This window comes from Burkholderia sp. A2 (assembly GCF_001729305.1).
Taxonomy (GTDB): domain Bacteria; phylum Pseudomonadota; class Gammaproteobacteria; order Burkholderiales; family Burkholderiaceae; genus Burkholderia; species Burkholderia sola.
Map to the genome: position 1 here is coordinate 93,572 of NZ_LZXX01000138.1, position 20,853 is coordinate 114,424.

The 20,853-nt window shown below is 64.2% G+C and carries 19 protein-coding genes, 2 tRNA genes and 1 pseudogene; 16 read left to right on the plus strand and 6 right to left on the minus strand.

Going from position 1 to position 20,853, the window contains the following annotated elements:
• The first annotated feature begins 1 nt into the window (after position 1).
• The 10 genes from A9Z05_RS30625 (at position 2) to A9Z05_RS30670 (ending at position 10,540) form a co-directional block, all read left to right on the plus strand.
• The gene (locus tag A9Z05_RS30625; RefSeq protein WP_069621353.1) at positions 2-2,236 is read left to right on the plus strand and encodes a bifunctional (p)ppGpp synthetase/guanosine-3',5'-bis(diphosphate) 3'-pyrophosphohydrolase; all 2,235 of its coding nucleotides are present in this window, start codon (positions 2-4) and stop codon (positions 2,234-2,236) included.
• Between the two features lie 84 nt (positions 2,237-2,320).
• Positions 2,321-2,397, plus strand: a tRNA-Val gene (locus A9Z05_RS30630).
• Between the two features lie 271 nt (positions 2,398-2,668).
• On the plus strand, positions 2,669-4,576 hold the full coding sequence (gene thrS / locus A9Z05_RS30635; RefSeq protein ID WP_069621354.1) for a threonine--tRNA ligase: 1,908 nt from the start codon (positions 2,669-2,671) through the stop codon (positions 4,574-4,576).
• A gap of 49 nt (positions 4,577-4,625) precedes the next feature.
• Positions 4,626-5,150 (plus strand): translation initiation factor IF-3, encoded by a 525-nt coding sequence (gene infC / locus A9Z05_RS30640; protein ID WP_071734130.1) that lies wholly within the window; start codon positions 4,626-4,628, stop codon positions 5,148-5,150.
• A gap of 190 nt (positions 5,151-5,340) precedes the next feature.
• Positions 5,341-5,538 (plus strand): 50S ribosomal protein L35, encoded by a 198-nt coding sequence (gene rpmI / locus A9Z05_RS30645; RefSeq protein ID WP_004191477.1) that lies wholly within the window; start codon positions 5,341-5,343, stop codon positions 5,536-5,538.
• Between the two features lie 30 nt (positions 5,539-5,568).
• Complete coding sequence (gene rplT, locus A9Z05_RS30650) at positions 5,569-5,928, plus strand: 50S ribosomal protein L20 (protein ID WP_004192938.1); 360 nt, start codon at positions 5,569-5,571, stop codon at positions 5,926-5,928.
• Between the two features lie 149 nt (positions 5,929-6,077).
• A complete protein-coding gene (gene pheS, locus A9Z05_RS30655; protein ID WP_006486107.1) occupies positions 6,078-7,091 on the plus strand; it encodes a phenylalanine--tRNA ligase subunit alpha in 1,014 nt (337 codons plus the stop codon).
• A gap of 95 nt (positions 7,092-7,186) precedes the next feature.
• Entirely contained in the window at positions 7,187-9,616 is a 2,430-nt protein-coding gene (gene pheT / locus A9Z05_RS30660; protein WP_069621355.1) for a phenylalanine--tRNA ligase subunit beta, read from the plus strand.
• 71 nt (positions 9,617-9,687) lie between these two features.
• Positions 9,688-10,074 carry an integration host factor subunit alpha gene (locus A9Z05_RS30665; protein ID WP_006486093.1) on the plus strand — a complete coding sequence of 129 codons (387 nt, stop codon included), beginning with the start codon at positions 9,688-9,690 and terminating at the stop codon, positions 10,072-10,074.
• A 52-nt stretch (positions 10,075-10,126) separates the two neighbouring features.
• Positions 10,127-10,540 (plus strand): MerR family transcriptional regulator, encoded by a 414-nt coding sequence (locus tag A9Z05_RS30670; RefSeq protein WP_069621356.1) that lies wholly within the window; start codon positions 10,127-10,129, stop codon positions 10,538-10,540.
• A gap of 83 nt (positions 10,541-10,623) precedes the next feature.
• On the opposite strand, the gene A9Z05_RS30675 is transcribed toward A9Z05_RS30670, so the two are convergent.
• Positions 10,624-12,834: a hypothetical protein gene (locus A9Z05_RS30675; protein WP_069621357.1), complete on the minus strand. Its 2,211-nt coding sequence runs from the start codon at positions 12,832-12,834 to the stop codon at positions 10,624-10,626.
• Between the two features lie 392 nt (positions 12,835-13,226).
• Between A9Z05_RS30675 and A9Z05_RS30680 the strand changes: the two genes are divergently transcribed.
• From A9Z05_RS30680 to A9Z05_RS30695, 4 genes are all read left to right on the plus strand, one after another.
• On the plus strand, positions 13,227-13,940 hold the full coding sequence (locus tag A9Z05_RS30680; protein WP_069621358.1) for a bifunctional 2-polyprenyl-6-hydroxyphenol methylase/3-demethylubiquinol 3-O-methyltransferase UbiG: 714 nt from the start codon (positions 13,227-13,229) through the stop codon (positions 13,938-13,940).
• Between the two features lie 135 nt (positions 13,941-14,075).
• Positions 14,076-14,152 (plus strand) — tRNA-Pro (locus tag A9Z05_RS30685).
• 140 nt (positions 14,153-14,292) lie between these two features.
• Complete coding sequence (gene bamC / locus A9Z05_RS30690) at positions 14,293-15,501, plus strand: outer membrane protein assembly factor BamC (protein WP_069621359.1); 1,209 nt, start codon at positions 14,293-14,295, stop codon at positions 15,499-15,501.
• Positions 15,502-16,036: 535 nt separating this feature from the next.
• Positions 16,037-16,327 (plus strand): putative quinol monooxygenase, encoded by a 291-nt coding sequence (locus tag A9Z05_RS30695; protein ID WP_069621360.1) that lies wholly within the window; start codon positions 16,037-16,039, stop codon positions 16,325-16,327.
• 47 nt (positions 16,328-16,374) lie between these two features.
• On the opposite strand, the gene A9Z05_RS30700 is transcribed toward A9Z05_RS30695, so the two are convergent.
• The 3 genes from A9Z05_RS30700 to A9Z05_RS30710 form a co-directional block, all read right to left on the minus strand.
• Entirely contained in the window at positions 16,375-16,632 is a 258-nt protein-coding gene (locus A9Z05_RS30700; protein ID WP_006476176.1) for a hypothetical protein, read from the minus strand.
• 139 nt (positions 16,633-16,771) lie between these two features.
• Positions 16,772-17,044: a hypothetical protein gene (locus tag A9Z05_RS30705; protein WP_069621361.1), complete on the minus strand. Its 273-nt coding sequence runs from the start codon at positions 17,042-17,044 to the stop codon at positions 16,772-16,774.
• A 221-nt stretch (positions 17,045-17,265) separates the two neighbouring features.
• Positions 17,266-17,982, minus strand: coding sequence for a YdcF family protein (locus tag A9Z05_RS30710; RefSeq protein WP_069621362.1), 717 nt, complete (start codon positions 17,980-17,982; stop codon positions 17,266-17,268).
• 160 nt (positions 17,983-18,142) lie between these two features.
• On the opposite strand from A9Z05_RS30710, the gene A9Z05_RS30715 reads away from it, so the two are divergent.
• A complete protein-coding gene (locus A9Z05_RS30715; RefSeq protein WP_069621363.1) occupies positions 18,143-18,460 on the plus strand; it encodes a hypothetical protein in 318 nt (105 codons plus the stop codon).
• Between the two features lie 193 nt (positions 18,461-18,653).
• On the opposite strand, the gene A9Z05_RS38145 is transcribed toward A9Z05_RS30715, so the two are convergent.
• Both A9Z05_RS38145 and A9Z05_RS30725 read right to left on the minus strand, forming a co-directional pair.
• Complete coding sequence (locus A9Z05_RS38145) at positions 18,654-18,905, minus strand: hypothetical protein (RefSeq protein ID WP_069621364.1); 252 nt, start codon at positions 18,903-18,905, stop codon at positions 18,654-18,656.
• Positions 18,906-19,107: 202 nt separating this feature from the next.
• A pseudogene (locus tag A9Z05_RS30725) lies at positions 19,108-19,503 on the minus strand (transposase); the annotation flags it as partial.
• Positions 19,504-19,934: 431 nt separating this feature from the next.
• Here A9Z05_RS30725 and A9Z05_RS30730 point away from each other — a divergent pair.
• The gene (locus A9Z05_RS30730; RefSeq protein ID WP_069621365.1) at positions 19,935-20,837 is read left to right on the plus strand and encodes a LysR family transcriptional regulator; all 903 of its coding nucleotides are present in this window, start codon (positions 19,935-19,937) and stop codon (positions 20,835-20,837) included.
• The last annotated feature ends 16 nt before the right edge of the window (positions 20,838-20,853 follow it).

Here is a 20,853-nt window from a genome sequence, read left to right on the forward strand (position 1 = left end):
AATGACCGAATCCGTTTCCGCTTCTCCCGTCGCGGCGCCGTCGTTCGACGACGTGCTCGCGTTCGTGCGCGAGCGGGCCGGCGACGCGCGCCTGTCGTCGGGCGAGCTGCTCGCCGATCACTCGGCCGGCACGGCGGCGATCATGCGCACGCTGAACGTCGATCCGTCCGCGATGCAGGCCGCCGCGCTGTTCGTGCTGACGCCGCACCTGAGCGACCCCGAACGCGAGCTGACCGAGCGTTTCGGCGACGAAGTCGCGCGGCTCGTGGCCGACGTGCGCAAGCTGCTGCGGCTCGGCACCGTCAGCCTGCGCGCCGCGCAGAACGCGAGGCCCGACTCCGGGCGCGACGCGGCGGAAGAGCGGCGTACGCAGATCGAAGCGCTGCGCAAGATGCTGCTCGCGTTCGCGCAGGACATCCGCGTGGTGCTGATCCGGCTCGCGTCGCGGTTGCAGTCGCTGCGCTACTACGCGGCCGCGAAGCTCGATCCGCCGCCCGACGTCGCGCGCGAGACGCTCGAGATCTATGCGCCGCTCGCGAACCGTCTCGGTATCTGGCAACTGAAGTGGGAGCTCGAGGATCTCGCGTTCCGCTTCGAGGATCCCGTCACCTACAAGCGGATCGCGAAGCTGCTCGACGAGAAGCGCATCGAGCGAGAGGCGTACGTCACGCAGGCGATCGCGCGGCTGCAGCACGAGCTCGCGCAAGCGCACATCCAGGCCGACGTCAGCGGCCGGCCGAAGCATATCTACAGCATCTGGCGCAAGATGCGCGGCAAGGAGCTCGATTTTTCCGAGCTGTACGACGTGCGCGCGTTTCGCGTGATCGTGCCCGACATCAAGGATTGCTACGCGGTGCTCGGCATCGTGCATCACCTGTGGCAGCCGGTGCCGAAGGAATTCGACGACTACATCTCGCGGCCGAAGCCGAACGGCTACAAGTCGCTGCATACGGTCGTGATCGGCGACGACGGCCGCGCGTTCGAAGTGCAGATCCGCACGCAGGAGATGCATCGTTTCGCCGAGTACGGCGTCGCCGCGCACTGGCGCTACAAGGAGGCCGGCGCGCGTGGCTATGGCGGCCAGTTCTCGGCGAGCGACAAGTACGACGAGAAGATCGCGTGGCTGCGTCAGTTGCTCGCGTGGAAGGACGACGTCGAGGACGGCACCGAGGTGTCGGGCGACCAGGCGTGGGCGCAACTGCGCGAGACGTCGCTCGACGACGACCACATCTACGTACTGACGCCGCAGGCGCGCGTGATCGCGCTGCCGCAGGGCGCGACGCCGGTCGATTTCGCGTACCACCTGCACAGCGAGCTCGGCCATCGCTGCCGCGGCGCGCGCGTCGACGGCGTAATGGTGCCGCTGAACACGCCGCTCGCGAACGGTCAGACGGTCGAGATCGTCGCGGTGAAGGAGGGCGGGCCGTCGCGCGACTGGCTCAATCTGCAGCTCGGTTACCTGAAGAGTCCGCGCGCACGGCAGAAGGTGCGTGCATGGTTCAACTCGATCGAGCAGGAAGAAAACATCGCGCACGGCCGCGCGCTCGTCGAAAAGACGTTGCAGCGCGAGGGCAAGACGTCGGTCAGCCTGGACAACCTCGCCGCGAAGCTCGGCTTCAAGTCGCCCGAGGAGCTGTTCTCGGTCGTCGGCAAGGAAGAATTCAGCCTGCGCAACGTCGAGCACGCGCTGTCCGATGCGCCGCCGCCGGAACCGGCGCCCGAGGCCCCGGCCGATTTCGAGAAGCGCAGCAGCGGCGCGAGCGTCGCGCACGGCGCGTCGACCGGTGTGCTGGTGGTGGGCGTCGACGCGCTGCTGACGCAACTGGCGCGCTGCTGCCGGCCGGCGCCGCCCGATCCGATCAGCGGTTTCGTCACGCGCGGCAAGGGGATGTCGATCCACCGCAGCGACTGCCCGACGTTTCGCCGGATGGTCGAGCGCGCGCCGGAACGCGTGCTGCAGACGACCTGGTCGGCCGATGTGCTGGGCGGGCGCGGCGCATCCGTCTATCCGGTCGACCTGATGATCGAGGCAAGCGACCGGCAAGGGCTGCTGCGCGATATCTCCGAAGTATTCGCGCGCGAAAAGATCAACGTCGTGGGCGTGAAGACGCAAAGCCGCCGCAATGCGGCCTTCATGCAGTTCACGGTCGAGGTATCGAATTCGGCGCAGGTGCAGCGCGCGTGCACGCTGCTCGGCGAGGTGCAGGGCGTCGTGCGGGCAGGGCGAAAATCCTGATGGGGTTGGATCCGCGTGGTTTTGCTGCGACCGCATAAAACACTTGCCAAGCTGGTGGCCGCCCCATATAATCTTAGCTTCTCTAGGCTCGTAGCTCAGTTGGTTAGAGCACCACCTTGACATGGTGGGGGTCGTTGGTTCGAATCCAATCGAGCCTACCAACGAATTGAGAATGCCCGGTCTCCGGGTGTTCGATGCAGTACACAACTCAACGCGAACAAGGCGAATACGGTTATGACACCGCGAACGTTGACCGAAACCACTTCGGAGCGACGCTAGTCGAGGAACGTTTTCGCCCTTTCAGTTTGAGTGAAGTATCGAATGCGGCCCCTCGAAAGCGGGGCCGCATTTTTTTTGTCGCGAAATTTTCACGCGAGAGTTTGATCTCGCGTACCTGGTCTGCCGCCCACTGTCGGCATCACGGAGAGTGCTATGGTTTCGATACGCTTGCCTGACGGCTCAGTTCGACAATACGAGCATCCGGTGACAGTTGCCGAGGTTGCGGCCTCGATCGGTCCCGGCTTGGCGAAGGCTGCGCTGGGTGGCAAGCTCGATGGCGAGCTCGTGGATACGTCGACGGTGATCGACCGCGACGCGTCGCTCGCGATCGTCACGGACAAGGATGCCGACGGCCTCGACATCATCCGCCACTCGACCGCCCACTTGCTCGCGTATGCGGTAAAGGAGCTGTATCCGGACGCGCAGGTGACGATCGGCCCGGTGATCGACAACGGTTTCTATTACGACTTCTCGTACAACCGCCCGTTTACGCCGGAAGATCTGGAAAAGATCGAAAAGCGCATGCAGGAACTCGCGAAGAAGGACGAGCCGGTTACGCGCCGTGTCGTGTCGCGCGACGAGGCGGCCGGTTACTTCCGCAGCATCGGCGAGAAGTACAAGGCCGAGATCATCGAATCGATTCCGCAAAGCGACGAAATCAAGCTGTACTCGCACGGCGGCTTCACCGATCTGTGCCGCGGCCCGCACGTGCCGTCCACCGGCAAGCTGAAGGTCTTCAAGCTGATGAAGGTCGCGGGCGCGTACTGGCGCGGCGACTCGAAGAACGAGCAGCTGCAGCGCATCTACGGGACGGCCTGGACGAAGAAGGAAGACCAGGACCAGTACCTGCACATGCTCGAGGAAGCGGAAAAGCGCGACCACCGCAAGCTCGGCAAGCAGCTCGACCTGTTCCACATGCAGGAAGAGTCGCCGGGCATGGTGTTCTGGCATCCGAAGGGCTGGGCGCTGTGGCAGCAGGTCGAGCAGTACATGCGCCGCCGCGTGAACGACGCCGGCTATCTCGAGATCAAGACGCCGATGATCATGGACCGGTCGCTGTGGGAAGCGTCGGGCCACTGGCAGAACTATCGCGAGAACATGTTCACGACGGAGTCGGAGAAGCGCGACTACGCGATCAAGCCGATGAACTGCCCGGGCCACGTCCAGGTGTTCAAGCACGGCCTGCGCTCGTACCGCGACCTGCCGCTGCGTTACGCGGAATTCGGCTCGTGCCACCGCAACGAGGCGTCGGGCGCGCTGCACGGCCTGATGCGCGTGCGCGGCTTCGTGCAGGACGATGCGCACATCTTCTGTACGGAAGACCAGTTCATCTCGGAATCGATCGCGTTCAACACGCTGGCCATGAGCGTGTACAAGGATTTCGGTTTCGATCACATCGACATCAAGCTGTCGCTGCGTCCCGATCAGCGTGCCGGTACGGACGAGACGTGGGATCGCGCCGAGCAGGGCCTGCGCGATGCGCTGACCGCCTGCGGCCTCACGTGGGAAGAGTTGCCGGGCGAGGGTGCGTTCTACGGCCCGAAGATCGAGTACCACATCAAGGACGCGCTCGGCCGCTCGTGGCAGTGCGGCACGCTGCAGCTCGACATGGTGCTGCCGGAGCGCCTCGGCGCCGAGTACGTGGCGGAAGACAACAGCCGCCGCCGGCCGGTGATGCTGCACCGTGCGATCGTCGGTTCGATGGAGCGTTTCCTCGGCATTTTGATCGAGCACCACGCTGGTGCAATGCCGGTCTGGCTCGCGCCGTACCAGGCAATTGTGCTCAATATCGCCGAAAGTCAAGCCGAATATGCGCAGGCTCTGACCCAATCGTTGCAAAAACAAGGGGTTAGAGTGGCGGCCGATTTGCGCAACGAGAAGATTAGCTATAAAATACGCGAGCACACGCTGGAAAAGGTGCCTTATCTCCTCGTCGTGGGCGATAAGGAGCGTGATGCGCAAACGGTAGCCGTGCGTGCCCGTGGCGGCGTCGACCTTGGCGTAATGCCGGTCGAAGCCTTCGTTGAGCGTCTGCAGGAAGACCTGCGCTCGTTCAAGTAACCGCCCTGGCAGCGCGGCTCGTTTTTTTAATTTTTAGAGGAAACGTAACATCGCTACTGATAAGTCGTCGCACCGCATCAACGGTGAAATCACTGCGCCGGAAGTGCGCCTGGTCGGGATCGAGAACGAACCGCTCGGTATCGTAAAACTCGCTGACGCTTTCCGTAAATCGGAAGAACTGGATGTTGACCTGGTGGAAATCGCGCCGCAAGCGGTGCCGCCGGTTTGCCGTCTGATGGATTACGGCAAGTTCAAGTACCAGGAATCGAAGAAGCAGCACGAAGCGAAGCTGAAGCAGAAGGTCATCCAGGTCAAGGAAGTCAAGTTCCGCCCGGGTACCGATGACGGGGATTACAACGTCAAGCTCCGCAATCTCGTGCGCTTCCTCGAAGAGGGCGACAAGACGAAGATCACGTTGCGTTTCCGCGGCCGCGAAATGGCTCACCAGGAAATCGGTATGCGGATGCTGGAGCGTCTGCGCACGGATCTTGAGGAAGTCGGCCAGGTCGAGCAGATGCCGAAGATGGAAGGGCGCCAGATGATCATGGTGCTCTCGCCGAAGAAAAAGAAATAACGGGCCCGCGCGCGTCGCGCGCAGGTTCGACAGTGGTTCGGCGCGTTGCCCGGTCAGGGCGGCGCGCCAACGATGACGGCGGCTGCGCAAGCGGTGCGCCGTACACAAGTGGACTGGGTTTCGAAGGGCGGGTCAAGGGCGCAAGCCAACCGCACACCCATCGCCATCTAATAAACTGGAGTTGTTCGTCATGCCTAAGATGAAGACCAAGAAGAGCGCTGCAAAGCGCTTCGTGGTGCGTCCGGGCGGTACCGTCAAGCGCGGTCAAGCCTTCAAGCGTCACATCCTGACCAAGAAAACCACGAAGAACAAGCGCCATCTGCGCGGCGCAACGGCAGTTCATGATTCCGATCTGAACTCCGTCCGCGCGATGCTCCCGTTCGCGTAACCCCTCAACTGATACTCCAAGGAGAGAAACATGCCTCGAGTCAAACGTGGGGTAACCGCACGGGCCCGCCACAAGAAGATCATCAACCTGGCCAAGGGTTATCGCGGCCGCCGCAATAACGTCTACCGCATCGCCAAGCAGGCGGTGATGCGCGCTGGTCAGTACGCGTACCGCGATCGCCGCAACAAGAAGCGTGTGTTCCGCGCACTGTGGATCACGCGTATCAACGCGGCAGTTCGCCAGCACGACATGACCTACAGCGTGTTCATCAACGGCCTGAAGAAGGCGTCGATCGAACTCGACCGTAAGGTGCTGGCCGACATGGCGGTGTTCGACAAGGCTGCTTTTGCTGCGATCGTCAAGCAGGTGAAAGCCGCCGTTGCAGCCTAATTGCGAAATTAGCACTGCGTGGTTAGTTGCAGCGAGGTTCCGGTAGTCTCGGCCGCTGCAGCGAAAACGGGGCTCTTCCGAGCCCCTTTTTTGTTTGGCGAGGCCATTTCGCTCGCCAAGACCGAATGACGTTGGAAATGATGGGATCTATGGATCTGGACCAGATTGTCGCCGACGCGCAGCAGTCCTTCGAACAGGCTGCCGACATCACCACGCTCGAAAACGAGAAAGCGCGATTTCTCGGCAAATCGGGTGCGCTGACCGAGTTGCTGAAGGGCCTCGGCAAGCTCGATCCCGAAGCACGCAAGACCGAAGGCGCACGCATCAACGTCGCGAAGCAGCAGGTCGAAGCCGCGCTCACCGCCCGTCGCCAGGCCCTGGCCGACGCGCTGCTGAATCAGCGCCTCACCGCCGAAGCGATCGACGTGACGTTGCCGGGCCGTGGCGCCGGTGCAGGCAGCCTGCACCCGGTGATGCGCACGTGGGAGCGTGTCGAACAGATTTTCGGCTCGATCGGTTTCGACGTGGCCGACGGCCCCGAAATCGAGACCGACTGGTACAACTTCACGTCGTTGAACAGCCCGGAGAACCATCCGGCGCGTTCGATGCAGGACACCTTCTACGTCGAAGGCAAGGACGCCGACGGCCGGCAGCTGCTGCTGCGCACGCACACGAGCCCGATGCAGGTGCGTTATGCGCGCATGAACCGTCCGCCGATCAAGGTGATCGCGCCGGGCCGCACGTATCGCGTCGACAGCGATGCGACCCACTCGCCGATGTTCAATCAGGTCGAGGGGCTGTGGATCGACGAAAACATCAGCTTCGCCGACCTCAAGGGCGTCTATACCGACTTCCTGAAAAAATTCTTCGAGCGCGACGACATCCTCGTGCGCTTCCGTCCGTCGTATTTCCCGTTCACGGAACCGTCGGCCGAGATCGACATGATGTTCGAGCAAGGCAAGAACGCCGGCAAGTGGCTCGAAATTTCCGGCTCGGGGCAGGTGCATCCGACCGTGATCCGCAACATGGGCCTCGACCCCGAGCGCTACATCGGTTTCGCGTTCGGCAGCGGCCTCGAGCGCCTGACGATGCTGCGCTACGGCGTCCAGGATCTGCGGCTGTTCTTCGAGAACGACCTGCGTTTCCTGCGCCAGTTCGCATAACGCCGCTCGCCGCGCCGACCTGTGCCCGCGCACGCCCGACGGATGTTTCCGACGGGGCCGGGCGTCGATCTAACCTGTTTCGAACGTAGACATCCATGCAATTCCCTGAATCCTGGTTGAGAACCTTTGTCGACCCGCAGCTGACGACCGACGCCCTGTCGCACGCGCTGACGATGGCGGGGCTCGAAGTCGAATCGCTGAGCAAGGCTGCGCCGCCGACGTCGAAGATCGTCGTCGGCCGCGTGCTCGAAGTCGTCAAGCATCCGGATGCGGACAAGCTCAATGTCTGCCAGGTCGACGCCGGCACCGGCGCGACGCTGAACATCGTCTGCGGCGCGCCGAACGTGGCGCCCGGCATCAAGGTGCCTGTCGCGCTGGTGGGGGCGGAACTGCCGCCGGCGGAAGAGGGTGGCAAGCCGTTCGCGATCAAGCTGTCGAAGCTGCGCGGCGTGGAGAGCCAGGGGATGCTGTGCTCGGCGCGCGAGCTGAAATTGTCCGAGGATCACAGCGGGCTGCTGATCCTGCCGGAAGACACGCCGGTCGGCCAGGACATCCGCGAAACCCTCAATCTCGACGACACGATCTTCGAAATCAAGCTGACGCCGAACAAGGCCGACTGCCTGTCGGTGTTCGGCATCGCGCGCGAGACGGCCGCGATCACCGGCGCACCGCTGACGCCGGTCGACATCCGCCCGGTGAACGTCGAGCTCGACGAAACGCTGCCGGTGCGGATCGCCGCCCCCGATCTGTGCGGCCGCTTCTCGGGCCGCGTGATCCGCGGCGTGAACGCGCATGCGAAGACGCCGCAGTGGATGGTCGAGCGCCTCGAGCGCTCGGGCCAGCGCAGCGTGTCCGCGCTCGTCGACATCTCGAACTACGTGATGTTCGAACTCGGCCGCCCGTCGCACGTGTTCGATCTCGACAAGATCCACGGCGGCATCGAAGTGCGCTGGGGCAAGCGCGGCGAATCGCTGAAGCTGCTCAATGGCAACACGGTCGAACTCGACGAAACGGTCGGCGTGATCGCGGACGACCGGCAGGTCGAAAGCCTGGCCGGCATCATGGGCGGCGACAGCACGGCCGTCACGCTCGATACGACCAACATCTACCTGGAAGCCGCGTTCTGGTGGCCGGACAGCATCCGCGGCCGCGCGCGCAAGTACAACTTCTCGACCGATGCGGCCCATCGCTTCGAGCGCGGCGTCGATTACGCGACGACCGTCGAGCACGTCGAGCGCATCACGCAACTGATCCTCGAGATCTGCGGCGGCAAGGCTGGCCCGGTCGACGATCAGGCGGTGAACCTGCCGCAGCGCGCGCCGGTGAAGATGCGTGTATCGCGCGCGAACCGCATCATCGGCGTGAAGATCGACGCCGACGAGATCGCGAACATCTTCACGCGCCTCGGCCTGCCGTTCGAGCGTGAGGACGACGCGTTCCTCGTCACGCCGCCGTCGCACCGCTTCGACATCGAGATCGAGGAAGACCTGATCGAGGAAGTGGCGCGCATCTACGGCTTCGAGAAGATTCCGGCGCGGCCGCCGGTCGCGACGAGCGAAATGCGCGCGACCCACGAGGCGCGGCGTTCGATCCACGACATCCGTCACGCGCTCGCCGCGCGCGACTATGCGGAAACGGTCAACTTCAGCTTCGTCGATGCGGAGTGGGAGCAGGATTTCGCGGGCAACGACAACCCGATCCGGCTGCTGAACCCGATCGCGAGCCAGCTTTCGGTCATGCGCACGACGCTGTTCGGGAGCCTGATCTCGGTGCTGCGCCACAACCTGAACCGCCGCGCCGATCGCGTGCGCGTGTTCGAATCGGGGCGCGTGTTCATTGCCGATCCGTCGGTGAAGGCCGGCGAGTTGGCGGTCGAAGGTCATGCGCAGCCGAAGCGCGTCGGCGCGCTGGCGTACGGTCCGGCATTCGACGAGCAGTGGGGCATCACGACCCGCGCGGTCGATTTCTTCGACGTGAAGGGCGATCTCGAGGCGCTGCTCGCGCCGGCGGTCGCGCGTTTCGTGAAGGCCGAGCATCCGGCCCTTCATCCGGGCCGCAGCGCACGCATCGAAGTCGATGGCCGCGCGGTCGGCTGGATCGGCGAACTGCATCCGCGCCTGATGCAGAAGTACGAGCTGCCGCACGCGCCGGTGATGTTCGAAATCGACGCGGATGCGCTGACTGCACGTGCACTGCCCGCGCCGACCGACGTGTCGAAATTCCCGCCGGTCCGTCGCGATATCGCGGTTGTCGTCGATCAGGCGGTCGAGGTTCAGGCACTTTTCGACGAAATGAAGAAGGCGCTTGCCGAAGACGCCTGCCGATTCGTTCAGAAGGTTGTACTCTTCGACGAATTTCGTGCAAAATCAAATACTTCCGGCGGTCTTGCCGCGAACGAGAAGAGCCTTGCCTTCCGCGTGACGCTGCAGGACGCGGCGGGCACGCTGCAGGACGAGGTCGTCGATCAGGCGATCCAGACGCTGGTCGAGCGAATGGCTCGTGCCGGTGCGCGCCTGCGCGGCTAAGGAGAGGGCCCGCCCGTTCGCGGGCGGCTTTTTCCATCGTAAGTTTTGATTCAACGCGCTGTATGGCAGATATGAACGACATGACCTCGAGTGAATTCGAAGCCCTCCTGACGGCGCAACGCAGTGCCATGAACCGCGACGCTTCGGCGCCGGCGTCCACCGAGACGCCGACGCTGACGAAGGCGGAACTGGCGGAGCTGCTGTTCGACAGCGTCGGGCTGAACAAGCGTGAAGCGAAGGACATGGTCGAGGCGTTTTTCGAAGTGATCCGCGATGCGCTCGAAAACGGCGAAAGCGTCAAGCTGTCGGGGTTCGGCAATTTCCAGCTGCGCGACAAGCCGCAGCGTCCGGGCCGCAACCCGAAGACGGGCGAGGCGATTCCGATCGCGGCCCGCCGGGTGGTAACCTTCCACGCGAGCCAGAAGCTGAAGGCGCTGGTCGAAAACGGCGCGGAGTAATACGCGCCCACGCCCCGCGCGACCACCGCGCATCCTTACCGACGGTTAACCGATGACCACCACGGTTGAGAAAGTCGTCTTGCCTCCGATTCCCGCGAAGCGCTACTTCACGATCGGCGAAGTCAGCGAACTGTGCGGGGTCAAACCACATGTGCTGCGTTACTGGGAACAGGAGTTCACTCAGCTGCGGCCGGTGAAGCGGCGTGGCAACCGGCGGTATTACCAGCATCACGAAGTGCTGCTGATCCGGCGGATTCGCGAGTTGCTGTACGAGCAGGGCTTCACGATCAACGGCGCGCGCAACCGGCTCGATTCGCCCGGCGGCGAGCGGGCCGCGGCGGAGCCGGTCGAATCCGATGTGCAGGCCGCCGATGCGCGCGGGGCGGCCAAGGCGGGCGCAAACGTCGATGTGGCCGCGTTGCGGCAGGCGTTGCTGGACGTGATCGACGGACTGAAACACGACTGAGCGTACGGCGCGCAGGATGCATGGGAAAGCCCGGTTGGCGACCGCCACAGGGCTTTTTTCATGCGGGTCGCGTCTTCTGCGGATCAGCGCGACGCGAGCGGATTCTTCTGGCCCATGTCGACGACCAGCGTGCCGTCCGGCAGCATCCGCACCGAGCCCTGCGCGACCTGGTTGCGGTACCCGTACAGGTCGAACCGCATCGGTCCGGCCTCGGCCGAATTCCGGATCAGCGCGCGCACGTTCAGTTCGAGCACGTTGAACATCTTCATGTCGCCGCCTTCCATCCACATGTAGCTCGGCGCATCGATCTGCGGCCGCTTCGGCGCGGGCGCGCCCGGTGCACGCCGGAACGTGAGACGCAAGCCGTCGCGCTCGACCGTCGCCTGCGCGAGCCTGCCGTTCAGCACGGGCGGCGGGAACACGGTGTACTGGTCGAGCACGAGCGTGTCGCCGCGCAGTTCCGCGCCGCGCCGCTGCAGCGGCGTCAGCGACGAGAGCTCGATGCCGAGCGAGCGCAGCAGCGTCGCCTGCGGGATACCGAGCACCGACACCTGCGACGGCTTGAATGCGAGGTGGCGGTCGTCGAGCACCGTCAGCGAGCCCGTCATGTCGGTCGGCAGCCAGACGCCCGGCACGTGATTCCACAGCTTGATGCCGCCCTGGACGCGCAGGTTCTGCCCGTCCGCGCTCAGTTGCAGGTCGTTCAGCGAACGCGGCGAATAGTCGAGCAGGTAGTCGTTGAACAGCGCCGACATCGCCTTCCACGACTCGACGACCGTGCCGCCGAGAATGCGGATGTCGTACTGGTTCGGGTCGTCGAGATCGACCGGTTCGCCGGCGCGCTTCGATACGAGTTCGACGTCGAGATCCTCGACATGAAAGCCGATATCGCCGGACAGGTTGAAGTCGACGTTGCGCAGATGGATCGTCGGGTTGCGGTTCGACACGTGCCGTTCGTTGAACGGCGCCGTCGACGTGCGCCGCATCGCGACCTTCTGCATGCCGGGCCGCGCGGCGTCCGCCGCGAGCGCATACGCTTCCCAGTGCTGGCGCACGTCGCGCAGCGCATTCTGCTGCGCGGCGAGGAAGCTGTCGTTCAGGCGCGCGGCCGCGTTGCCGAGCAGCGCGCCGCTGACCGGGCCCGTATACGAAGGCATCCGGATCGCCATCGCGCCGCTTTCGTCGAAGTTGAAGTAGCCGGCCGATACCTGGTCGCGATAGTGATACAGGTCGAACACGAACGTCTGGTCGCGCTTCGACGCATCGAGCGGGCCGATCAGGATGTCCGCGTTCATCGGCATCGAGCGCATGAATTTCACGTCACCGCCGCGGATATACATCGCCTGCTGCGGCGCGTTCGCGGGCATTGCGAAGCCGGCATGCGTGCCGTCGTCGAGCTTCAGGTCGAGGCCCGCCGGCGTCACGCGCAGCGCGGTGATCGTGAGCTTCAGGCGCGGCGGCGGCATCAGCTTGTCGACCGCCATCACGAGATCGTCGCCGGCGAGTTGCGCGATCGGCGTCTGCACCTTCAGCAGGTCGGCCATTTTCACGTTGGCCGCGCGCATCACCGGCTGCGCGTCGAGGCCCGACACGCGTACGCCGGTCGGGTGGAACACGAGCTGGCTGCCGTCGCGGATCGCGAGCGTGCCGGTCAGCGAGAACGGTACCCAGCCGTCGCGCTGCATCTCGCCTTGCAGATGGATCACGCCGTCGCCGGCCGATACCGCGAGCTTGCGCAGCGGCGCGTTGCGATAACCGAAGATATAAGTGTTGAAGAGGGCGGTCAGCTTCGCGTTGTCGAGCGTCACCGTGCCTGCGTGCACGTCGATCTCGAAGCTCGTCGGATCGTCGAATACGATCGGCGCGCCGGCCTGCGTGGGCACGAGCGTGGCCGATAACTGATGGATGAAGAAGCCGAGATTGTTGACGACGCGGAAATCGACGTCGCGCAGGAACGTCATCGCGCCGTTCTGGCCCGAATCGCGCAGCGTGAACGCACGCGGCTGCGTGAGGCTGATCGATGCGAGCGACGGCACGGTGCGTGCGATTTGCTGCTCGCGCGCGAGGCGCTCGGCCTTCGTGCGTTCGATCTTCGTCGATGCGATGGACGTGTTGCTGTCGCGCTGCGCGGCCGATTCCGCGCAGCCGGCGCACAGCAGCGCGAGCGCCAGCGCGCCGCAGCCGAACACGCGGGAGGGCATATGCGCCCCCCGGGCGGCCGTGCGCCGCAGGCCGGCAACCCGGCCGAAAATTGCCAAAGGCGAGCGATGGCCGCGCCGGAACGCATTCCGCATCGTCTGTCTCCATGTCTTGTCTTGATCGACGGCGGCGCGCGCCACTGCACGGCGCGAGCGTCGATGCCGTGCAGTGTGTCATAGCGTGCTAGAGCGGCGTTACCAAACAACGGGCGCCCGGGCACGGCGCGCCGGCGGGCTGCCGGACAATGGTTTCGCGGTGGATGGGCGAGCGGATCAAACGGTCGTTTGGTTCGTCCGGACCGCCGGCCGGCGTCTTTCGACGCGCCCCTGAAAACCCGCGGTCGACCATGGCCGGCGCGGGTTTCACCGGATACCGAAGCGGCGCTGCCCCGGGCATCGACGGATACGATCGCGGAGGGCGGCGAGGTAAGATCGGCATCAGTGGCGAATTCGACATCACAACACGGCAGCCATCACGGGGAAGCGTCATGGACCTGAAGGAAGTCGACGTACTGGGTGCGGGGGTGGGCGATCACTGGTACTACGCGTCGAAGGCGAGCGCCATTCACCGGTTCCTGGGCGAGTCGGGCGCGAACCGGATACTCGACGTCGGTGCGGGCTCCGGCTTTTTCTCGAAGCATCTGCTCGAGCGCACGCAGGCGACGGAAGCATGGTGTGTCGACACGAGCTACGCCGACGACAGCGACGGCGAGGCCGCCGGCAAGCCCATCCACTATCGGCGCTCCGTCGATCGATTCGACGCCGATCTCGTGTTGCTGATGGACGTGCTCGAGCATGTCGACGACGACGTCGGGTTGCTGACGCAGTATGTGAAGGGCGCGCCTCCGGGCAGCCGGTTCCTGATCACGGTTCCCGCCTTCCAGTTCCTGTGGAGCGGCCACGACGATTTTCTCGAGCACAAGCGCAGATACACGCTCGGCGGCCTGGAGGACGTGGTCCGGCGCGCAGGGCTCGACGTCGAGCACGGCGCCTATTATTTCGGCCTCACGTTTCCGCTCGCGGCCGCACTGCGGCTGGGCGAGCGCGCGCGTTCGCATCCACGTGAGCCTGCGTCGCAATTGCGCCGTCATCATCCGTTCGTCAACGGTTTGCTCAAGACGATCTGCCGCATCGAGTTGCCGATGTTCCGCTTCAATCGCGTCGCCGGCCTGACGGTCATCTGCGTCGCGCGCAAGCGATGATGGTGACGGATGCGGGATCGGTGCCGCAGATTGCTTGCATCGGCGCGATCGCGCCAAAAAATTTCACGAGAACATGCACAAAATGCATGTGCCCCGTTCTAAATCGGGAAACTGTCTGTTATAATTTTTTTCTTTCGGGGCGTAGCGCAGCCTGGTAGCGTACCTGCATGGGGTGCAGGTGGTCGGAGGTTCAAATCCTCTCGCCCCGACCAGACAAGAACCCGCGTCAGTTCAAGCTGACGCGGGTTTTTTCTTGGCCGTCGCTTTTTTGCACATCGCAGCGCGGCCCCGGTAAAATGCAAGGTTGATCCACGGAAAGCGCCGTGATTTAGCGGAAGAGGATTCCCCGAACATGACTGATCTTCGTCTTACCATGCGGTTCGCTGCAGTGCTCGCCACCGGCGCGCTCGTCGCCGGTTGCGGTACGTCGTCGCCCACGAAAGTGGACTACAAGAGCGATTCGAAATCGAAGGAAGCGTCGCTCGCAGTGCCGCCCAACATGCTCGACGAGACGGCCGATCAGCGTTCGCTGCCGCCCCAGGGCGGCGCGACTTCCCTGTCCGCGCTCAAGCAGGTCCAGCAGGCCGCGCCCGCGCTGGATACCGTCGCACCGGCCGTGGCCGGCATGCATATCCAGCGCGACGGCACCGAAAGCTGGCTCGTGATCGACGGCAAGCAACCGGCCGCGATCTGGCCGCAGGTTCGCCGTTTCTGGCAGGAGCAAGGCTTCCTGCTCGTCGTCGACCAGCGCGACAAGGGCGTGATGGAAACCGACTGGAACGAAACTCATCCGCAGATCAACGACGGCCTGATTCGCAGCGTGATCTCGAAGGCGATGGGCAATTCGTACGTGACGGCCGAGCGCAACAAGTACCGTACGCGTCTCGATTCGGCGCCGAACGGCGGCACCTACGTGTTCATCAGCCAGAAGGGGATGCGCGAGGCGATCACCGGCGCGAACAACGATTCGAGCAAGTGGGAACCGAAGCCGAACGATCCGGCGCTCGAGACGGAATACCTGAAGCGGCTGATGGCCGTGCTCGCGCAGAACGAGCAACGTGCGAAGAACGGCGAGCCGCCGATCGCGAACATCAAGGACAACGCGGTACCGAAGGACAAGAAGGCCGATGCCGACGCGTCGTCGAAGGCTGCTGCGGCAATCGCCGCGCAGAACGTATCGCGCACGTCGGCGCAAGGCAGCGACGCGGCCGAAGCGGCCGTGCCGTCCGAAGTCACGCTCGGCGAGCCGTACGACCGGTCGTGGCTGCACGTCGGTCTTGCGCTCGATCGCGCGAACTTCACGGTCGACGATCGCGATCGCTCGAAGGGCCTGTATTTCGTGCGCTATGTCGATCCGAAGGATCTGAGCTCGGCCGAGCAGGGCTTCTGGAGCCAGTTGTTCCACGGCAAGAAGGAAAAGCAGGCGAAGCAGTATCGCGTCAACGTGAAGGCGCTCACGGCCGATCAGACGCGCGTCGCGGTCGTCGACGATGCGGGCGCGATCGATACGTCGTCGCCGGCTCGGCAGATCATGGGGTTGCTCGTGAATCAGCTCCGCTGACCCCGGCGTTTTCTCGCACTCCTGAAAAGCCCGCCATTCGGCGGGCTTTTTTCATGGCCGCTCGCTGGCGCGTGCGATTGTTCTAGTGGTTCGGCCTGCCTCGTGACGTTACGTAACATCCGGGCGTTACGACGACAGAACACGTGTCACATTGTCGCCAATCCAAAAAATTGTCCTTACAAATCAAAGGAGTGTCGCGCATTTCATGCTTGGCACGCAACCTGCTTTATAGGTTTGAATCGTTAGAAGAGGGAGGCTGGGCGTCAGCGTCCGGAGCGTGCGCCGCGTGCGCCGAACAATGGTCTCGACGCCTTCACATGCCGACGCGACAAGCGTCCGCACAACAGATGACGATCCGCGCCCGCGTGCGGATCTCGATGGCCCCGTCGCCTATCCTCGTAGGGCGACGGTTTCGCCCGCGCTTCTCTGAAGCGCGGGCTATTTTTTTTGTGCCGTCGTCATGCCGTATCGGCGTAGCCGATGCGCGCTGCGGGATTCGCGTATTCTCGGACTTTTTCGGACGAAGGAGGCGGGAATGGCGGAAATCGCAGTCGTGGCGCTGATCGTGGCGAAGCCGGGCGCGGAGGAACAACTGCGCGCCGTGCTCGAGGGAATCGTCGAGCCGACCCGCAACGAAGCCGGCGCATTGCAGTACGACCTGCACCGGGATCTGAAGGAGCCCGCGCGGTTCGTATTCGTCGAGCGTTGGGAGAGCGAGGAGGCGTTGGCTGCTCATGCGCGTTCCGCGCATATTCTCGCTTATCGCGAAGCGGCCGCGGAGTGGATCGAGCGTTCCGAAATCCGCGTGCTGTCGAAGCTCGTCTGAACGTGAGCCGGGCGCGGCGACCGGACGGGTCCGGTCGCGGCGGCGCGTCAGTGCGACGCGCTGGGTACGTCCAGGATCAGGATGATCGTCCAGTCGGCGTCGCCGTCATGGTGATACTGGCGCTCGGCCACGATGAACGGTTGCTGCTTGCCTTGCGGGCCGAGGAACAGCACGTCGCCCTCCATCGGCAGGCACTCGATCGGCGGCAGCGCGAGAAACGCGTCGTCCGAGCCGCGGGGCATCAGTTGCTTGATCTGGCGAGTGGCGGCTTCGGTCCACTCGATGTCGAGTTGAATGTTGCTCATGCTGTCCTCCGCACCGGGGTGCGCACGGGTGGAAAATTTCGGTGCGCGACTTTAGCACAGCGCGCAGGCGCCGCAACCAAAAAAGCCGAACCCGGTTGCCCGGATTCGGCTTTTCGCTGCTGGTGCGGTGCCGCCGAACTTACTGGCTGGCAGCGTCCGCAGCCTTCGCCTTCTTGGCGGCCTTCTTCGCTGCCTTGTGATGCGCGCCCTTCTTGCCGTGGTGGTGCTCTTCCTGCGCCGCCGGCTGAGCCGCTTCGGCCGCTTGTTGCTGTTGCAGCGCTTGCGCGCGCTGCTCGATCTCGGCGATCTTGGCCGGATCGGTGATGGTTTGAATCTGCGTGCTCTCTTGCGCATACGCTGCGCCAGTCAGCGCCGACATCGCTACCAGGATAGCCAGGGACGTCTTCTTCATTGCTTTACCTCCGCTAAGTGGTGATGAACCCGAGTGTTGCCGTTTTGTCTGGCGACTGCAGTCGAGTGCGTGTCGAGTGTAACAAAAGTGACGGATCAATGTGCACCGGATCGTCGCGCGACGCAAGGCCCCGTTGAAGTCGCGCAACACTTCGCGTACTTCGTCACGCGTCTGCCAGTCGGGGTGGCGCCCTGATTTTGTCGCCGGTTTTCGTGGTGTCGTCAAAACCAGCCGAGCCAGCGATACACGTGGAATTGCGCGATTCCCACCAGCTCGTGCAGCGCGTGCTCGGCGTTGACCACATTGCGCCAGCGCGGCAGCCAGCCCGTCTGCGCGCGGCGGAGATTCGCATAAACGGGTTGCGGATCGATGCCGAAGCGGCGGAAATCGAGCAGGGCGCGGCGCATCTGATACGACGACGTGACGAGAATGCGCGCGTCGTCATACTGTGAGCGTAGTATAGATGCAGTGAATTTCGCGTTTTCGTAGGTCGTGCGGCTGTTCGGTTCGAGCAGGAGGTCGGCGGGCGCCACGCCTTGTGCGACGAGCTGGCGTCCGTAGACGGCCGCCTCCGTGTCGCCGTGATGTTGCGGGTCGCCGCCCGACATCACGACGGTACAGCGCTCGGCCTGCTGCCGGCACGTGCGATAGAGCGCCGCAATCTTGCGGATGCGCGCGATGCCGTCGGGCGGCGGCTGCAATCCGGCGTCGGTGCGGCGCGTGCCGGCGCCGATGAGGATCAGCGTAGTGCGCCCGTGCATGTCGGGGTGCTCGACCGGCGTGACGCCGGCCTCGGTCCAGGCGATCAGCGGCGCCGCGAGCCAGCCCGTCGCGAGCAGCCAGAACAGCGCGGCGGCGGCGATCGAAAGGGTTCGACGCTGCTTGCGGCAGAGCATGAAACCGATGAAGAGAAGTACAAATGAATCGAACAGAATCAATTTGATTGGGGTATGGTGTCTTTTTATGGACGGCTGACGATACGGCCCTGACGCGACGCCGAACAACGTTGGCCTCCAGAATCGGTGGCGGTTTCGGCGGGCGGAGACCCCGCCCGGTGCGCCGCTTCGCATTGTCGCTGCACTTTAAGAAAGAATCGAGATGGCCACGTATTCCAACGAAGCGGTGCTCGACGCATTGAGACGAGTGCAGTACCGCCAGGTACCGTGGGCACGCCGCCCGGGCGTGTTCGAGTATCTCCGATCGCTCGGGCTGATGGACACGGTCAGGCAGAAGACCGTTGCCCCCGCACCGGGCTTTCATGCACCGGTTGACATTGCCGTACTGACCGAAAGCGGTCGAGCCGAATTCTCGCGCCTCGAGCGTGCCGAGAAATTACTTTCCTGGACTGATCGCCGCATGGACGACTACGCATTGAGCGAAGCGGGCGCCGTGGCGATTCTCGAAAGCCGCCTGTAGCAGGCTTCATCCCGCCCCGTGCGTCGCCGCGCAGGCCGGCGATGCAAAAAAAAGCCCGTATCGCGAGGATACGGGCGTACCGGATACTTTTGCTGCTGCCACGCTGTGCTCATGGCAACGTTGTGACTCGCCGCAGGCGGTGCAGTTCCCGGATCCGGGCATTTTCTTTGGCGAAATCTCGAAATCGGCAGGACTACGGATGACGCGACATGCCGGGCGGCTGTGAGCCGATCCGCGCCCGAGCATTGCTCGCGATGTCGCCGCGCAAGTCGCCGCGCGGCACGGTTTGCCGGCTCGATGGATTCGCGGCCGGCGGCTGACGGAGGGTGTTGCGGTGATCCTGCTGGCGATGGGGCGGCTTCATGCGATCGTCGGCATGGACAGGGGCGGCCAGCGCCACGGAAACGACAATGCCGCATGCAACGAGCAGTGACATTGTTTTCATGGCGGGGCTCCCTCTCAAGCCGTCCGTGCGGCCTGTTGATATGACGCTAAGGTAAGCGTGGGAGTGCAGGCTTGCTGTAAATATTGGTAAATAGATGTTTCGCGGCACGACAACGGGAATCGACGACAACGCATGCGTTGCAATGAGGTCGCATCGCAGAAAGACACCGGGCGGCCGTAGCCGCCCGATCGAGCATTCGTTACGCCATCTTGACGGGCGCGCGCCAGGATTCCGGGTTGGTCCAGAAGGCGCCGCGCAGCCGGTCGCGGCTCGGCGGCGCGGGCGGCTTCGCCGCGCTTGCGCCGATGCGTCCGCGCAGCGAGATTTGCCGGCCGCTCGTGCCGAGTCGTTTCACGATTTCGGCGAGCGTACCGTCCGCCTGCCATTCGTCGAAGCGGCGGCGGCAGGTCGGCGGGGACGGATAGCGGCCCGGCAGTTTCGACCAGCCTTCACCCGTCGACAGCACCCACAGCACGGCGTTGACCACCGACCGGGCTTCCACGCGGGGACGGCCGCGCCGCTCGCTCCGCGCGGGCTCCGAGCAAAACAGACCCTCGACCAGCGCCCACTCGTTATCTCTCAAATCGTCGAACAGCATCATGTCCTCACCTCAGCGAAGCTAACTCCGGTGCGCTGCCCTGCGCCGCGCACTCTTCAAGCACTCGATCCTCGAGTGCCGGGTGGGGGCGTCCGGTTGGCCGGCAGCGGCGTTTCTGCTCTTCCGTCCGACGAAACCTGCACCCTGTGCGCAAGGTAATGCACGAAGCGTGCCATGTCGGAGGTGAATCCCTCGAGAGCCGCTTGGCAGCGAGCTAACGGCTAAGTCAGCTAGGGGCGTATAAGACGCCAAAATAACCCGTCAGCAAATCGGGACAATCACCAATCTTGTGCAATTCGCCCATGTCACGTGCGTTTGCGAATGTATTGCACCGCAGCGAAACATGGACGAAGGGGGCCGGATTCGCTCACCGTAGACGGCTTCGCACATTAGAATCACGCATCGATATCGGCGATTGATGAGGTCGGGACATGAACGTTACGCTGCGCCAGCTTCGCGTGTTCATCGAGGTCGCGCGGCTCAAGAGCTTCAGTCGGGCGGGTGACGAGATCGGGCTCACGCAGTCCGCGGTCAGCCGTTGCGTGCGTGAGCTCGAGGCCGAACTCGGGTTGAAACTGATCGACCGCACGACGCGCGACGTGCAACTGACGGACGTCGGCGGAAACCTGATCGCAAGCGTGTCGCGCCTGCTCGACGATCTCGACGACACGCTGCGCGAGATTCGCGAGATTGGGGAGCAGCGTCGCGGGCGCGTGATCGTCGCGGCAAGCCCGACGATCGCATGCAGGCTGATGCCTCGCGTGGTGGCGTCGTGCGAACGCCAGTTCCCGTTCGTGACGCTCGGCCTGCGCGACGACGTGCAGAGCGACGTGCTGCGCAAGGTGAAGTCGAGCGAAGTCGACTTCGGCGTCGTGATCGGGCCGCTGACGGTCGCCGATATCGTCTGCGAGCCGCTGATGACCGATTCGTTCTGCCTCGTCGCGCGCGCCGACCATCCGCTTGCGGCGCGGGCCGAGGTGCCGTGGACGGCGCTGGACGGCGAGCGCCTCGTGCTGCTCGATCATGCGTCGGGCAGCCGGCCGCTGATCGACGCGGCGCTGGCCGCGCATCGCGTCAACGCGACAGTCATGCAGGAGCTCGGGCATTCGGCGACCGTGTTCGGGCTGGTCGAGGCCGGTATCGGCGTGAGCGTGCAGCCGTGGCTGTCGCTGCCGCTGCCTGCCGGCTCCACGTTGGTCGCACGGCCGCTCACGCCGCGCACCGAACGGACCGTCGAGCTGGTGCGCCGCCGTGACCGGTCGTTGTCGCCCGCCGCGCAGGCGATTTGGGAGCTCGTGCGGCAGATGCCGGCGAGGGCCGAGGATCTCGACTGACGTGCGCCGCCGTGCG